This window comes from Polynucleobacter sp. Fuers-14, from assembly GCF_018882045.1.
Classification (GTDB): Bacteria; Pseudomonadota; Gammaproteobacteria; order Burkholderiales; family Burkholderiaceae; genus Polynucleobacter.
On record NZ_JACVPG010000011.1, the window covers coordinates 26,983 to 40,731 of the forward strand.

Below are 13,749 nucleotides of genomic sequence, written 5' to 3' on the forward strand. Positions count from 1 at the left end.
GGAATGATACTCTCGTCCCATGAAACTTGATGATGTCCAGCGCATTGCGCACCTATCTAGGCTTGAGTTAAACCAGGCAGAAGCCGAGGCAGTTTTGCCTCAATTACAGGCCATTTTTTCCTTGGTTGAGGAAATGCAAGCCGTTGATACAAGTGGTCTTGAGCCTTTGGCTCACCCAATTCTCTTTTTGCGTGATTTGGCCCAACCCATGCGTGTTGACCAGGTTACCGAATCAGACCATCGTGCCGAAAACATGCAATCTTCCCCTGCTCAGCATGACGGCTATTTCTTGGTGCCAAAGGTGATCGAATGAGTTGGCACAACACCCCTATCGCTTTGATGGCAAAAGCACTGGCTGCAAAAGAGGTCTCCAGCAAGGAATTAACCCAATACTTTTTGGATCGTATTGAGGCTGGAAAACAGTGGAATGCATACCTTGATGTGAATGCTCACTTAAGCTTAGAGCAAGCAAATAAAGCAGATCAGCTTATTTTATCTGGAAAATCTGGTAAGTTGACGGGCATCCCTGTTGCCCACAAAGATGTCTTTGTAACGCGTGGCTGGAAGTCCACTGCGGCGTCCAAAATCTTGGCTGGATATCAAAGTCCTTTTGATGCCACGGTGGTTGCCAATCTGGGAATCCCAGACGAAGGTAATCCCCATGGCGCTGGAATGGTTTGTTTGGGTAAAACCAATATGGACGAGTTTGCGATGGGCTCGTCTAACGAGAACTCTGCCTATGGCCCTGTACTAAACCCATGGAATTCTGCCCACGTGGCCGGCGGTTCATCGGGTGGCTCGGCTGCAGCTGTTGCGGCTGGTTTGGCTCCAATTGCGACTGGCACAGATACGGGCGGCTCCATTCGTCAGCCAGCAGCATTTTGTGGATTAACCGGTATTAAGCCCAGTTATGGGCGCGTGTCGCGCTACGGCATGATTGCTTACGCTTCCTCGCTAGATCAAGCTGGGCCGATGGGCAAAACTGCAGAAGATTGCGCCTTGTTGCTGTCTGCAATGTCTTCGCATGATCCGCGTGACTCTACCTCCTTGGCTGATTCTGGTGAAGATTACGGTCGTTATCTCAATCAACATTGGAAGGAAGGTAATACCAATCCCGCAAAACCATTGGAAGGTTTGCGTGTTGGTTTGCCAAAAGAATTCTTTGCTGAAGGTTTGGCAAGTGATGTAGCGAAATCCGTTAATGAAGCAGCCAAGCTTTTAGAAAACTTAGGTGCATCGTTGGTTGAAGTGAGTTTGCCTAAAACCAAGTTATCCATACCAGTGTATTACGTTTTAGCGCCAGCAGAAGCATCGAGTAATTTGAGTCGCTTTGATGGCGTGCGTTATGGGTTTCGTGCCAATGAGTATCGCGATCTCAATGATATGTATGCCAAGTCACGTACCGAAGGTTTTGGTGCCGAAGTTAAACGCCGCATCATGATTGGAACGTATGTTCTTTGTCATGGTTACTATGATGCTTATTACCTGCAGGCACAAAAAATTCGTCGCATTATTGCGGCAGACTTTCAGGCTGCATTCAATCAGTGCGATGTCATCCTGGGGCCTGTAGCCCCTGATGTGGCTTGGCGTTTGGGCGAGAAATCTAAAGATCCCGTGCAAATGTATCTAGAAGATATTTATACGCTTTCTACAAACTTGGCAGGTTTACCGGCGATGAGTGTCCCATGTGGATTTAATGGAAATATTTTGCCTATTGGCATGCAGCTCATTGGCAATTATTTTTCTGAAGCACGCTTGTTGCAAGTGGCGCATCAATATCAGCAAGCCAGCGATTGGCATTTGCGTCCAGCAAGCGAGGTGGCATGATGCAATGGGAAGTCGTCATTGGTCTAGAGACCCACGCTCAGCTACAAACTCAATCCAAGATTTTTAGCGGTGCAAGTACACGCTTTGGTGCAGCCCCAAACACGCAAGCATGCGCAGTGGATTTAGCACTACCTGGTGTTTTGCCGGTGCTTAATCGTCAGGCTGTTGAACATGCGATTCGTTTTGGTTTGGCAGTGAATGCGAAGATTTCGCCAGCAAGTATCTTTGCCCGCAAAAATTATTTTTATCCTGATCTACCTAAGGGCTATCAAATCAGTCAGATGGAGATCCCAGTGGTTGTTGGTGGTCATCTGGCGATCTTGGTCGGGGATGAAATAAAAGTAGTTGAATTGACTCGCGCCCATATGGAGGAGGATGCTGGTAAATCCGTCCATGAAGAGGGCTTTACAGGTCCTCATGGCGAACCTTCTAGCGGGATTGATCTGAACCGCGCAGGTACACCACTCCTCGAGATCGTGACTGAGCCAGTCATGCGCAGCGCCGCTGAAGCCGTTGCTTATGCCAAGGCTTTGCATGGCTTGGTGGTATGGCTTGGGGTTTGTGACGGCAATATGCAAGAAGGCTCTTTCCGTTGTGATGCGAACGTCTCTGTGCGTCCCAAAGGCCAGACTGAATTTGGTACCCGTTGCGAAATTAAAAACTTGAACTCCTTCCGCTTTTTGGAAGAAGCCATTCAATATGAAGTGCGTCGTCAAATCGAGTTGATTGAGGATGGCGGTACCGTTGTTCAAGAAACCCGACTTTACGATCCTGATCGGCAAGAAACCCGCAGTATGCGTAGTAAAGAAGATGCAAACGACTATCGCTACTTCCCCGATCCTGACTTATTGCCCGTTGTGATTGATGATGCATGGATTACAGATGTCCTTAGTAAAATGCCTGCGCTGCCAGCCCAATTACGCGAGCAGTGGCAAACCGAGTTTGGCTTAAGTGCATACGATGCGCAGCTACTAACGCAGGACCGAGACACCGCAAAAGTATTTGAAGAGCTATTAGTAATTGTAGGTAAGCCATTGGCAAAAGCCGCAGCCAATTTAATTGCTGGTGAATTTGCTTCCTCCTTAAATCGTGCAGGTATTGCTACTGCTGAGGCGCCATTAAAAGCGGAGCATTTAGCGCCATTACTAACGCGTGTGGCTGATGGCACTATCTCCAACAAGATCGCTAAAGATATCTTTGCCATTCTTTGGGAAGAAGCGATTGCAGGTAAAGCTATCAGTACCGTTGATCAGGTGATTGACGCCAAAGGGCTGAAACAAATTAGTGATAGTGGAGCCATTGAGGCCATCATTGATCAGGTGTTAGCAGCTAACCAGAAATCGGTTGAAGAGTTCCGCTCGGGCAAAGAGAAGGCGTTTAACGCTCTCATTGGCCAGATCATGAAAGCCTCGCAAGGCAAGGCAAACCCTGGTCAGGTAAACGAGCTCTTACGTAAAAAGCTTGGTTAACCAAAGAACATATTTAGAAAGAAATACATGAGTGCAATCGATCCAAAGCAAGCCGAACAAGAAGAATTGGTTGCAGAGTGGTTACGTGTAACCCCAGGCTTCTTTGAGCGTTACGCTGATCTCTTTAATGAGATTCGGATTAAGCATCCACATGAGGATCGTGCGATCTCTTTGCAAGAGCGTCAGATGACGGTATTGCGTACACAAAATCAAGAGCTCAATCGTCGCTTAAGTGAGATGTTGCACTTTGGAAGTCGTAATGACAAAACCCAACAAAGTTTGGTTGCTTGGTTATTGCGTTTGATGAAGGCCAACAATAAGGCTGATGTGGAGTCTGCGATAACTTCGGGCTTAGCCGAAGTATTCGAAGTAGAGTCTGCGCAATTACTATCGCCTAACTCTGCTTTTGGCCCTTGGGTAGATACCCCGTTATGCGGCTCTGCTAAGGAGTTGGCAGCAGCTAGCGTAGATTTGTTAGCAAGCCAGACAAGCATTAATCCTGAATGGCAAAGCATGGTGGCCATTGGGTTGCCATTAGGCAAAAGTATTGGTGCCACTCAATCGCCCGCGGTGTTGCTGTTAGCCAGCAAGGATGAATCCCGCTTTACGGCGGATATGGGCGCTTTCTATTTGCGTCAAATTGCCGAATTAACTGCTGCAGCTTTGGATCGTATCCAGGCTTATGAAATTAAAGTCGACTGAACTACATCCTCTCATGCAAGAGTATTTGCATGAGTTACATGTGTTGCGTCAACTTTCGCCGCATACGCTTAAAGCGTACGGCATGGACCTGAGTGACCTGCAAAACTTTGCTCTTGAAGACAGTATTGAGTTGTTAAGAGTGAGTAACGGCCATGTACGTCGTTGGGCTGGCCGCTTGCATTCCAAAGGTAAATCTTCAAGAAGTATTGCGAGAGCCCTTTCAGCATGGCGAGGATGGTATGACTGGCTTACTGAAAAAGATGCCAGACGCGATGCCCGTGCCGGCAAGGTAACCAGCAATTTAATTGCCAATCCGGTTGACGACGTCAAGGCACCCAAGCGTCTGAAGTCTTTACCCAAGGCATTATCCGTCGAGCAGGCGCTTTCCTTGGTAAACCAAGCAGTCAAAGAGGCCGAAGAAAAAAAGGATTTGGAATCCATCCGCGACGCTGCCATTATTGATTTGCTATATTCCTCTGGCTTGCGCCTTTCAGAGCTCTTGGGGATTGATGTAATGCAAAGCAAAGATCGCCAACAGGAATCTGCTGGCTGGTTCGATTGGGATGCTGCTGAAGTAACGGTTTTAGGTAAGGGCGGCAAACGACGCTCTGTTCCAGTTGGAGCCCCTGCCATGAAATCACTTGCTACATGGCGAGAGCTGCGCGATGCTGGAACTTATCCAGAAGAATCCATCGCCTTGTTTTTGTCGGCAACAGGTAAGCGCTTATCGCCGCGTACGGTGCAAGCGAGATTGCGTACTTTAGCCATGCGTGCTGGTTTACCCACTCATGTGCACCCTCATATGATGCGCCATAGCTTTGCCAGCCACGTGCTGCAATCCTCACAAGATTTAAGAGCGGTGCAGGAGATGCTGGGGCACGCTAGCATTGCTAGTACCCAGATTTATACGTCTTTAGATTTTCAGCACCTAGCTCAGGCATACGATAAAGCGCATCCCCGCGCAAAGGCTGGCAAAGGCTGAGGAACTCGGTAAGATAGAAGGTTTCCCACTTTGGGAATTGTTGGCTTTTAGATTTTGATTGGATCATCCATGGCATTAATTCCGGTAACGATTTTGACGGGCTTCTTGGGAAGCGGCAAAACCACTTTGCTTAAACACATCTTGACTGAAGAGCATGGCAAAAAAATTGCCGTCATTGAGAATGAGTTCGGTGAAGAGAATATTGATAACGACATCTTGGTGCAGGATAACCAAGAGAACATTGTGCAAATGAGCAATGGCTGTATTTGCTGCACCATTCGCGGCGATCTCGTGGATGCTTTAAATGAGCTTTGGGAGCAGCGCAAAGATAAGAAGATTAGCTTTGATCGCGTTGTCATTGAAACCACAGGTGTTGCCAATCCTGGCCCCGTCGCTCAGACATTCTTTATGGATGATGATGTAGCGGATCATTATGTTTTAGATGCTGTAGTGACTCTGGTGGATGCCAAGCACGGTCAGCAACAACTCAATGAGCACGAAGAGGCTCAGCGCCAAGTTGGCTTTGCCGACCAAATATTTATTACTAAGACCGATTTAGTGACGCCTGCTGAAGTGGATGCCTTACGTAATCGCCTGATGCATATGAATCCAAGGGCGCCTATTACAGGCATTTCTAAGGGTGTGGTGCCCTTGAATGCTGTCTTAGACCTCAAGGGCTTCAATCTCAATGCCAAGCTGGATATTGACCCTCATTTCTTGGAGCAGGACGACCATGACCATGCGGATTGTGGTCACGACCATAGTCACGATCATGATCATAGTACCTGTGGCCATGATCATAGTCACGACCACCAGCACCAACACCATGGCCATGCTGGCCATACTGATCGCATCCAATCCTTTGTTTTTCGTAGTGATAAACCCTTTAATCACAAAAAGTTGGAAGACTTCCTGGGGGGCATTTTGGAGGTCTTTGGAGAGAAGATGTTGCGCTATAAAGGCGTGCTCTACGTGAAGGGAAGCAGCCGAAAAGTAGTGTTCCAGGGCGTTCACCAGATGATGGGCAGTGATTTAGCTGGCCCATGGGGCACAGAACCCAAGCAAACCCGTATGGTCTTCATAGGCATCGATTTGCCCAAGGACACCCTATTGGCAGGGCTTGAGGGCTGTTTGGCCTAGCAAGATTCGGGTACAATCCGCCGCCACGGCCCATATTGATGAATATTAATAAAAGGGCCGTAAAAGTTTGGCAGAATGAGGCAATAATGCTTCAAACCAGGAAAGAATGAGATGACGGTAAAAACAGCAACAAAACCAGCAACCGCTGCAAAAGCTAGTAGCAAGGCTGCAAGCGCTAAGGTTGCAAAAGGTGCTCCATTAACTGAGGCAGAGTTGCTCAAGATGTCCGACAAGGACTACATGAGTGCTGCGCAGTTAGATTTTTTCCGTCAAAAACTGCTCACTCTAAAAAACGACATTTTGAAGAATGCCTCTGAGACAACAGAGCATCTGCGTGAAAATATTTTGGTTCCTGATCCCGCTGATCGTGCAACGATCGAAGAGGAGCATGCATTGGAATTGCGCACGCGTGATCGTGAGCGCAAGCTGCTCAAAAAAGTAGAGCAAGCATTGGCGCGCATTGAGTCTGGCGACTATGGATGGTGCGAAGAAACTGGTGAGCCAATCGGCTTGAACCGTTTAATTGCAAGGCCTACAGCCAATCTATCTCTTGAGGCTCAAGAGCGTCGTGAACTCCGTCAAAAATTATTTGGCGAATAAATTTTAAGTAGCGATGACTAAGCATTTACCAACTATTAGTGATATCTCTCCTCTATTAAAGGCGGAGATTCTTGCTGAGGCTTTGCCTTATATCCGCGCGTATCACGGCAAGACTATTGTGATTAAGTACGGCGGAAACGCGATGGTGGAAGAGCGCCTCAAAGAAAGTTTTGCGCGCGACGTTATCTTGTTAAAACTGGTCGGCATGAACCCAGTAGTGGTTCATGGCGGAGGCCCACAAATTGATGAGGCCTTAAAGAAGATTGGTAAGACCGGCACTTTTATTCAAGGTATGCGCGTAACCGATGAAGAAACCATGGAAGTAGTGGAGTGGGTTCTAGGTGGCGAGGTGCAGCAGGATATTGTGATGTTGATCAACCACTTTGGTGGCCAGGCTGTTGGCTTGACAGGTAAAGACGGCGGCTTGATTCATGCTAAAAAAATGATGATTCCGAGTGACACGGAGCCAGGCAAAAAAATAGATATCGGTTTTGTTGGTGAAATTGAAGCAATTAATCCTGCTGTCGTTAAGGCTCTGCAAGATGACGCGTTTATTCCGGTGATTTCTCCTATTGGCTTTAGTGCAGAAGGCCAGGCTTACAACATTAACGCTGACTTGGTGGCTGGCAAGATGGCTGAAATTCTTCACGCGGAGAAGTTGGTCATGATGACTAACATTCCGGGCGTGATGGATAAAGACGGTAAGTTACTGACAGATTTAACTGCGCGAGAAATTGATGCACTCTTTGCTGATGGCACTATTTCTGGCGGCATGTTGCCGAAGATTTCTTCTGCATTAGATGCGGCTAAGAGCGGCGTGAATTCAGTGCACATCATTGATGGCCGCATTGAGCATTCTTTATTGTTAGAAATTCTGACCGAGCAAGCGTTTGGTACGATGATCCGCTCTAGATAAGTAGATAAACATGCGCGAGTCCTTAGATCCAGCAAACATCAACGACAGAAACGCTGACGCTGGTGTAGCTCGTAAGCGCCCTCGCCCAGGCGAACGCCGCTTACAGATTCTACAAGTGCTTGCTGAGATGTTACAAAACCCTAAGGGTGAGCGTGTCACTACGGCGGCTTTAGCAGCCAAGATTGAAGTATCAGAAGCGGCTCTATATCGTCACTTCGCCAGCAAGGCGCAAATGTTCGAGGGCCTAATTTCTTTTATTGAGCAAACTGTTTTTGGATTGATTAATCAAATTAATCAAAAAGAAGAGTCTGGTCTTGCTCAGGCGCGCGGTATCTTGCAAATGCTTTTATTCTTTGCTGAAAAGAATCCTGGCATGACTCGTGTTTTATTGGGCGATGCTTTATTGCAAGAAGATGATCGTCTTCAAGAGCGCATTACTCAAGTGCTCGATCGTGTCGAGGCATCTCTTAAGCAAGCTCTGCGTATCGCCCAAACCCAAGGTGGTAATTGGGCGCAGCTGGGTCAGGAAGAGGTCAGCATCCGTGCGGCCATGTTGATGAGTTTTGTTTTGGGTCGTTGGCATCGCTTTGCCCGTAGCGGATTTAAGAAACTGCCAACTGAAGCCTCTGATGTTAGTCTGCGCCTTCTCCTGTCAGAATGAGCGAGCTACACCTCTCTAGAAATACTATTCATTTTGCCGAGCCCCTGCCTTTGCAGAGTGGCGCCATCTTGTCTGGCTATGATTTAGTGATTGAAACTTATGGCAAGCTCAACGCCGATAAAAGTAATGCTGTTCTCGTTTGTCATGCGCTCAACGCATCTCACCACGTAGCGGGACCAAGTCCAGAAGATCCAGAAGATATTGGTTGGTGGGACAACATGATTGGTCCGGGCAAGCCGGTGGATACCGATCACTTTTTTGTCATAGGCGTTAATAATTTAGGTTCTTGTTTTGGTTCTACTGGGCCAATGAGCATCAATCCCGCTACCGGCAAGCCATATGGCGCTGATTTTCCTGTAGTCACGGTTGAGGATTGGGTGAATACTCAGGCCCGCCTGGCTGATAAATTGGGCATTCGGAAGTTTGCTGCGGTGATGGGCGGAAGCTTGGGCGGCATGCAGGCTATGGCTTGGGCCATTCAGTTTCCTAAGCGCATAGATCACTGCGTGGTGGTGGCCTCTACCCCAAGGCTGAGCGCACAAAACATTGCTTTCAATGAAGTGGCGCGTAATGCCATTCTGTCTGACCCTGATTTTCATGGTGGTAACTATTACGAGCATGGCGTTGTACCAAAACGCGGTTTACGTTTGGCGCGTATGGTTGGTCACATCACCTATTTGTCTGATGATGACATGGCAGAAAAATTTGGACGAGAATTGCAGCGTCCTAATGGCGAGTCAAATGACTATCGCTTCAGCTTTGATGTTGAGTTTGAGGTTGAGAGTTATTTACGTCATCAAGGTGATAAGTTTTCAAGCTACTTTGACGCCAATACTTATTTATTGATTACGCGTGCGCTAGATTATTTTGATCCGGCACGTCGTTACGATGGCAGTCTGAATCGCGCTTTAGCGGAAGTACAAGCCAAGTTTTTGGTTGTCAGCTTTTCAACCGACTGGCGTTTCTCGCCTGATCGCAGTCGCGAGATTGTGCAATCTTTGCTGAGTAACAAGAGTGAAGTGACCTATGCGGAGATTGATGCGCCACATGGACACGACGCATTCTTATTGGATGATGAGCGTTATCACAATCTTGTTAGAGCTTACTTTAAGCAAATGCGCGAGGTTCAAGCATGAGTCATTTCAATAAGCGCGCCGACTTTGCTGCCATAGCTAATTGGATTGCACCAAATACTCAAGTGCTGGACCTCGGTTGTGGTGATGGTAGCTTTTTAGAATTTTTGCAGAAACAAAAACCTGTTCACACTTATGGCGTTGAGATTGATGATTCTCGCGTACTCTCTTGCGTGCAAAAAGGCTTGAATGTTATTCAGCAAGATTTAGAGGGCGGCTTAGCTCTCTTTGAGGACGGTAGTTTTGACACGGTTGTGCTGTCACAAACTCTGCAAACCATTCATCAAACTGAAAAGATTTTGCGTGAGGTCGTTCGTGTAGGTAAAGAGTCAGTGATCTCCTTTCCAAACTTTGGACATTGGTCTCATCGATTGGCCGTTGGCCTGGGCCGCATGCCAGTATCTAAGAGTTTGCCTTATCAGTGGTACAACACGCCCAACGTGCGCGTGCTCACCGTTGCTGACTTTGAGAAGTTAGCCTCAAGCCTTGGCCTGAAGGTAATCGATCAATGCATCTTGCATGAGGGTCGCCAAGTGACTTTGATGCCAAATTTATTTGGTAGCCTCGCTTTATTCCGCATTCGTCGTGCCTAACAAGCAACTCCATGTAGTGAAGTCCTGGCTTCAAGACTTTCGGGTTTATCTCGAATGGCCTTGTTTGCGCATGTTGTTCTTGGGTTTCTCCGCGGGCCTCCCTTTACTACTTATTCTGGGAACACTGAGCTTTTGGTTGCGTGAAGCCGGCATTGATCGCAGCACCATTGGTTACTTAACTTGGGTTGGTTTGATCTATGCTTTTAAGTGGGTTTGGGCTCCACTTGTTGATCGCCTACAAATCCCGCTCTTAACTAAATTTTTTGGACGCCGCCGCAGCTGGCTACTCTTTGCGCAAGCACTCATTATTTTGGGCCTGGTCGGTATGTCGACTTTAGATCCCAAGCTGGCACTCAATTCCATTGTTTGGTGTGCGCTCTTGGTAGCTTTTGGATCTGCCACTCAAGATATCGCATTAGATGCTTTTCGTATCGAGTCAGCCAATAGTGACCATCAAGCAGCCCTTGCTGCTACATATCAAACTGGATATCGTCTTGCCCTAATTTGGGCTGGCGCCGGCGTGCTTTGGCTTGCTGCTCGGGCTGAAACAGGCAGCGGCTACGACGCCAGCGCATGGCAGTTTGCTTATCTTTGTATGGCAGCTTCTATCGGGGTGGGAGTGATTACAACGCTCTTGAGTAAAGAGCCAGCAAGATACGAATTAGCCAAAGTACGCACTGCTAAGGCCTGGCTTTATCAAACCTTGGTTGAGCCATTTGCAGAATTTATTACGCGCTATCGCTGGCATGCCATTTTGATTTTGTCTTTAATTGCCATCTACCGTATTAGTGATGTCGTGATGGGCATCATGGCCAATCCGTTTTATGTTGATATGGGTTACACCAAAGATGAAGTTGCAGCCGTCAGTAAAGTATTCGGTGTGGTGATGACCTTGGTCGGCGCTTTTGTAGGCGGTGTGCTCACATTGCGTTTTGGCGTGCTGCGAATTCTATTTGTGGGTGCAGTTCTCTCGGCGGTCAGCAATGTATTGTTTGCTTGGCTGGCCACTCAAGGACATGATTTACATGGTTTGATTTGGGTCATCTCTGCAGATAATTTAAGTTCTGGTATCGCTAGTGCAGCCTTTATAGCTTTCTTGTCATCACTTACTAATATCCGTTACTCAGCTACCCAGTACGCCCTGTTTAGTTCGATGATGCTGCTCTTGCCCAAATGGTTGGCGGGCTTCTCCGGAGTGTTTGTTGATAACTTTGGGTACGAAGCATTCTTCTACGGCACTGCCATTATTGGCGCCCCAGTCCTACTTCTTATTTGGGCAACGATTCATTTCAAGATCGTGCAGACCAAAAAAGAGGGGGAGTAAAAGCGGAGTGATGGGGAAAGTAAATTCTCCCCGTTACTTGTTAAATCTTCCAGTCGTAATCCACGGTAAGTGGTGCATGGTCTGAGAATTTCTCGTCCTTGTACACCGCAGTTTTCTTGGCTGTAGCAGCAATACCAGGGGTGGTGATGTGATAGTCAATTCGCCAGCCAACATTCTTAGCATAGGCTTGGCCTCGATTACTCCACCAGGTGTAGCAAGTTTCTGTTGCCTCTGGTTCAAGATGTCGATAGACGTCTACGTAACCTACTTTGCTAAAGAGATTGGTAAGCCACGCGCGCTCCTCAGGTAAGAAGCCAGAATTTTTGAGATTCCCTTTCCAGTTCTTCAGGTCAATTTCTTGATGGGCAATATTGACATCGCCGCATAGGACTATTTCACGACCTGATTTTTTGAGAGAGACGAGATGTGGCAGAAAGCTGTCGAGGTAGCGATATTTAGCCTCTTGGCGCTCCTCAGAGCTTGAGCCTGAGGGCATATAAACAGAGATCACTGATAAACCTTTAAAGCGGGCTTCAACATAGCGCCCTTCAGCATCAAACTCTTCATTGCCATAGCCGTACAAGACCTCATCTGGCTTATGGGGCGTATAAATACCGCAACCGCTGTAGCCCTTTTTCTCCGCATGATGGAAGTAGCCATGCATGCCGTCGGGATTCAGAATGGCGTCCTCTAGATCATCGCGCTGAGCCTTAAGCTCCTGCATACAAATGAAATCAGCCTTTTGCTTCACAGCCCATGGCAGAAAGCCTTTTTTGACTGCGGAACGGATACCGTTGAGGTTCGCGGAAATGATGCGTAACATGTAGGCCTATGAGCTCAAATAATTCAAATCAAGATAACTTTATTCGTTTTGCCTTAGAGGCAAAGGTTTTGTCCTTCGGGGAGTTTAAAACCAAAGCGGGAAGACTCTCACCTTATTTCTTTAACGCTGGTGAATTTAATGATGGAGCTCGTCTAAGTGCATTGGGTCGTTATTACGCCAAAGCCTTGCAAGAATCGGGTATCCAGTTCGATATGCTTTATGGACCGGCATATAAGGGAATCACACTTGCAGCGGCAACAGCCATTGCACTGGCAGATGATGGGATTAACGTTCCATATGCTTACAACCGCAAAGAAGCTAAAGATCATGGGGAAGGTGGCATGCTGGTTGGTGCGCCTGTAAAAGGCAAAGTGGTCATCATTGATGATGTGATTTCTGCTGGCACTTCAGTTAGGGAATCCGTAGATCTTATTCGCAAAGCGGGAGGAGAGCCTGCAGCAGTATTGATCGCTTTGGATCGGATGGAGCGCTCAGGGAATGCTGTTGAAATTGGAGACAAGTCTGCAGTGCAGGCCGTAGAACAAGAGTTTGGTTTGCCAGTTGTCACGATTGCTAACTTAGCTGGCTTAATGTCTTTCCTAACCTCTTCTAGTGATGCTCAGCTCACTCATTACTTGCCCGCTGTTAAAGCCTATCGCGATCAATATGGAATCTAAAAGCAGCTACTTTTAGATTGTTGTTTCACCTTCAAAGACAGTAACGGCTGGTCCAGTCATGATGACGGGCTGGGCTACGCCATTAATTATTCCGCCCCAAGCAATCTGCAAATCTCCACCGCGGGTATGCACTTTTACAGGCGAGTCTAGCAAGCCTCTGCGAATCCCTGAAACCACGGCTGCACAAGCGCCGGTACCGCAGGCCAAGGTTTCTCCAGCGCCCCGTTCAAAGACGCGAAGTTTGATTTCATTGCGATTGATCGCTTGTAGGTAACCTACGTTTACCTTTTTTGGAAACGCAGCAAACTTTTCAATTTCAGGACCCTCTTCTAAAACGGGCGCACTATCGATATCACCAACTACTTGGACCGCATGTGGATTGCCCATTGAGAGGACGCCAACCAAACTGTCGTGGGTAGCGGGGTAATTCAAAGGGAGTGCATAGAGGGTTTCTTGAAATTCTTGAACGCTTGCCAAACCAGTCGCATTAAATGGAATATGGCTGTGTTCAAAAATTGGCGCACCCATATCCACCTCCACCTGGCCATCCGGATGGGACTTGAGAGTCAGAACGGTGTGTGCCACTTCCACGCGCAAAGGATTCTTATTGGATAGGCCGCCCTGGCCTTGCACAAATCGTACAAAGCAGCGCGAGCCATTACCGCATTGTTCAACTTCACCGCCATCCGAATTAAAAATGCGGTACCGAAAATCAGCATCAGGGCGCGTGGCTTTTTCAACCAGGAGAATTTGATCGGCACCAACGCCAAATTGACGATGGGCTAAGGCTTGCCATTGATCCTTGGTGATACCGCTTAAGTCTTGGTCGATACCATTGAGCACAATGAAATCATTGCCAGCACCATGCATTTTGGTGAAGCGAAGCTTGCGTACTGAATTGT

Annotated in this window: 15 protein-coding genes; 13 read left to right on the forward strand and 2 right to left on the reverse strand. The window is 47.6% G+C overall.

Annotated features, from left to right (window positions below; translation table 11 throughout):
• Positions 1 to 19: 19 nt before the first annotated feature.
• The 12 genes from gatC (at position 20) to ICN40_RS07250 (ending at position 11,347) form a co-directional block, all read left to right on the forward strand.
• On the forward strand, positions 20 to 313 hold the full coding sequence (gene gatC, locus ICN40_RS07195; protein WP_216243125.1) for an Asp-tRNA(Asn)/Glu-tRNA(Gln) amidotransferase subunit GatC: 294 nt from the start codon (positions 20 to 22) through the stop codon (positions 311 to 313).
• Positions 310 to 1,827, forward strand: a complete 1,518-nt coding sequence (gatA, locus tag ICN40_RS07200) for an Asp-tRNA(Asn)/Glu-tRNA(Gln) amidotransferase subunit GatA (protein WP_216243126.1) — start codon at positions 310 to 312, stop codon at positions 1,825 to 1,827. The genes gatC and gatA overlap by 4 nt, the downstream gene beginning before the upstream one ends.
• Positions 1,827 to 3,296 carry an Asp-tRNA(Asn)/Glu-tRNA(Gln) amidotransferase subunit GatB gene (gene gatB, locus ICN40_RS07205; RefSeq protein ID WP_216243369.1) on the forward strand — a complete coding sequence of 490 codons (1,470 nt, stop codon included), beginning with the start codon at positions 1,827 to 1,829 and terminating at the stop codon, positions 3,294 to 3,296. The genes gatA and gatB overlap by 1 nt, the downstream gene beginning before the upstream one ends.
• Positions 3,297 to 3,323: 27 nt before the next feature.
• Positions 3,324 to 3,998 (forward strand): DUF484 family protein, encoded by a 675-nt coding sequence (locus ICN40_RS07210; RefSeq protein ID WP_216243127.1) that lies wholly within the window; start codon positions 3,324 to 3,326, stop codon positions 3,996 to 3,998.
• A complete protein-coding gene (locus ICN40_RS07215; RefSeq protein WP_216243129.1) occupies positions 3,979 to 4,980 on the forward strand; it encodes a tyrosine recombinase XerC in 1,002 nt (333 codons plus the stop codon). Before ICN40_RS07210 ends, ICN40_RS07215 begins: the two co-directional genes overlap by 20 nt.
• A 69-nt stretch (positions 4,981 to 5,049) precedes the next feature.
• Positions 5,050 to 6,120, forward strand: a complete 1,071-nt coding sequence (locus tag ICN40_RS07220; protein WP_216243131.1) for a GTP-binding protein — start codon at positions 5,050 to 5,052, stop codon at positions 6,118 to 6,120.
• 222 nt (positions 6,121 to 6,342) lie between these two features.
• The gene (gene dksA / locus ICN40_RS07225) at positions 6,343 to 6,720 is read left to right on the forward strand and encodes an RNA polymerase-binding protein DksA (RefSeq protein ID WP_072582887.1); all 378 of its coding nucleotides are present in this window, start codon (positions 6,343 to 6,345) and stop codon (positions 6,718 to 6,720) included.
• 13 nt (positions 6,721 to 6,733) lie between these two features.
• Positions 6,734 to 7,636 (forward strand): acetylglutamate kinase, encoded by a 903-nt coding sequence (gene argB / locus ICN40_RS07230; RefSeq protein WP_072582606.1) that lies wholly within the window; start codon positions 6,734 to 6,736, stop codon positions 7,634 to 7,636.
• Positions 7,637 to 7,646: 10 nt separating this feature from the next.
• Positions 7,647 to 8,297 carry a nucleoid occlusion factor SlmA gene (gene slmA, locus ICN40_RS07235; protein WP_216243133.1) on the forward strand — a complete coding sequence of 217 codons (651 nt, stop codon included), beginning with the start codon at positions 7,647 to 7,649 and terminating at the stop codon, positions 8,295 to 8,297.
• Positions 8,294 to 9,433, forward strand: coding sequence for a homoserine O-acetyltransferase (locus ICN40_RS07240; protein ID WP_216243135.1), 1,140 nt, complete (start codon positions 8,294 to 8,296; stop codon positions 9,431 to 9,433). The genes slmA and ICN40_RS07240 overlap by 4 nt, the downstream gene beginning before the upstream one ends.
• Positions 9,430 to 10,023 (forward strand): methionine biosynthesis protein MetW, encoded by a 594-nt coding sequence (gene metW / locus ICN40_RS07245; RefSeq protein ID WP_216243137.1) that lies wholly within the window; start codon positions 9,430 to 9,432, stop codon positions 10,021 to 10,023. Before ICN40_RS07240 ends, metW begins: the two co-directional genes overlap by 4 nt.
• Before the next feature lie 70 nt (positions 10,024 to 10,093).
• Positions 10,094 to 11,347, forward strand: coding sequence for an MFS transporter (locus ICN40_RS07250; protein WP_216860755.1), 1,254 nt, complete (start codon positions 10,094 to 10,096; stop codon positions 11,345 to 11,347).
• 40 nt (positions 11,348 to 11,387) lie between these two features.
• Here the strand turns inward: ICN40_RS07250 and ICN40_RS07255 are convergent, their stop codons facing one another.
• Complete coding sequence (locus ICN40_RS07255; protein ID WP_072582611.1) at positions 11,388 to 12,170, reverse strand: exodeoxyribonuclease III; 783 nt, start codon at positions 12,168 to 12,170, stop codon at positions 11,388 to 11,390.
• An 8-nt stretch (positions 12,171 to 12,178) separates the two neighbouring features.
• Between ICN40_RS07255 and pyrE the strand changes: the two genes are divergently transcribed.
• A complete protein-coding gene (gene pyrE, locus ICN40_RS07260) occupies positions 12,179 to 12,847 on the forward strand; it encodes an orotate phosphoribosyltransferase (protein WP_216243140.1) in 669 nt (222 codons plus the stop codon).
• 12 nt (positions 12,848 to 12,859) lie between these two features.
• Here pyrE and dapF read toward each other — a convergent pair whose 3' ends face one another.
• Entirely contained in the window at positions 12,860 to 13,717 is an 858-nt protein-coding gene (gene dapF / locus ICN40_RS07265; protein ID WP_216243370.1) for a diaminopimelate epimerase, read from the reverse strand.
• Between the last annotated feature and the right edge of the window lie 32 nt (positions 13,718 to 13,749).

Bases quoted from the DNA above. Each gene is read 5' to 3' on its own strand.
- ICN40_RS07240 (WP_216243135.1), top strand. From the start codon at position 8,294: ATGAGCGAGCTACACCTCTCTAGAAATACTATTCATTTTGCCGAGCCC.
- ICN40_RS07220 (WP_216243131.1), top strand. From the start codon at position 5,050: ATGGCATTAATTCCGGTAACGATTTTGACGGGCTTCTTGGGAAGCGGC.
- dapF (WP_216243370.1), bottom strand. From the start codon at position 13,717: ATGCATGGTGCTGGCAATGATTTCATTGTGCTCAATGGTATCGACCAA.
- gatC (WP_216243125.1), top strand. From the start codon at position 20: ATGAAACTTGATGATGTCCAGCGCATTGCGCACCTATCTAGGCTTGAG.
- gatA (WP_216243126.1), top strand. From the start codon at position 310: ATGAGTTGGCACAACACCCCTATCGCTTTGATGGCAAAAGCACTGGCT.
- slmA (WP_216243133.1), top strand. From the start codon at position 7,647: ATGCGCGAGTCCTTAGATCCAGCAAACATCAACGACAGAAACGCTGAC.
- ICN40_RS07250 (WP_216860755.1), top strand. From the start codon at position 10,094: ATGTTGTTCTTGGGTTTCTCCGCGGGCCTCCCTTTACTACTTATTCTG.
- gatB (WP_216243369.1), top strand. From the start codon at position 1,827: ATGCAATGGGAAGTCGTCATTGGTCTAGAGACCCACGCTCAGCTACAA.
- metW (WP_216243137.1), top strand. From the start codon at position 9,430: ATGAGTCATTTCAATAAGCGCGCCGACTTTGCTGCCATAGCTAATTGG.
- ICN40_RS07210 (WP_216243127.1), top strand. From the start codon at position 3,324: ATGAGTGCAATCGATCCAAAGCAAGCCGAACAAGAAGAATTGGTTGCA.
- argB (WP_072582606.1), top strand. From the start codon at position 6,734: ATGACTAAGCATTTACCAACTATTAGTGATATCTCTCCTCTATTAAAG.
- dksA (WP_072582887.1), top strand. From the start codon at position 6,343: ATGTCCGACAAGGACTACATGAGTGCTGCGCAGTTAGATTTTTTCCGT.
- ICN40_RS07215 (WP_216243129.1), top strand. From the start codon at position 3,979: ATGAAATTAAAGTCGACTGAACTACATCCTCTCATGCAAGAGTATTTG.
- pyrE (WP_216243140.1), top strand. From the start codon at position 12,179: ATGAGCTCAAATAATTCAAATCAAGATAACTTTATTCGTTTTGCCTTA.
- ICN40_RS07255 (WP_072582611.1), bottom strand. From the start codon at position 12,170: ATGTTACGCATCATTTCCGCGAACCTCAACGGTATCCGTTCCGCAGTC.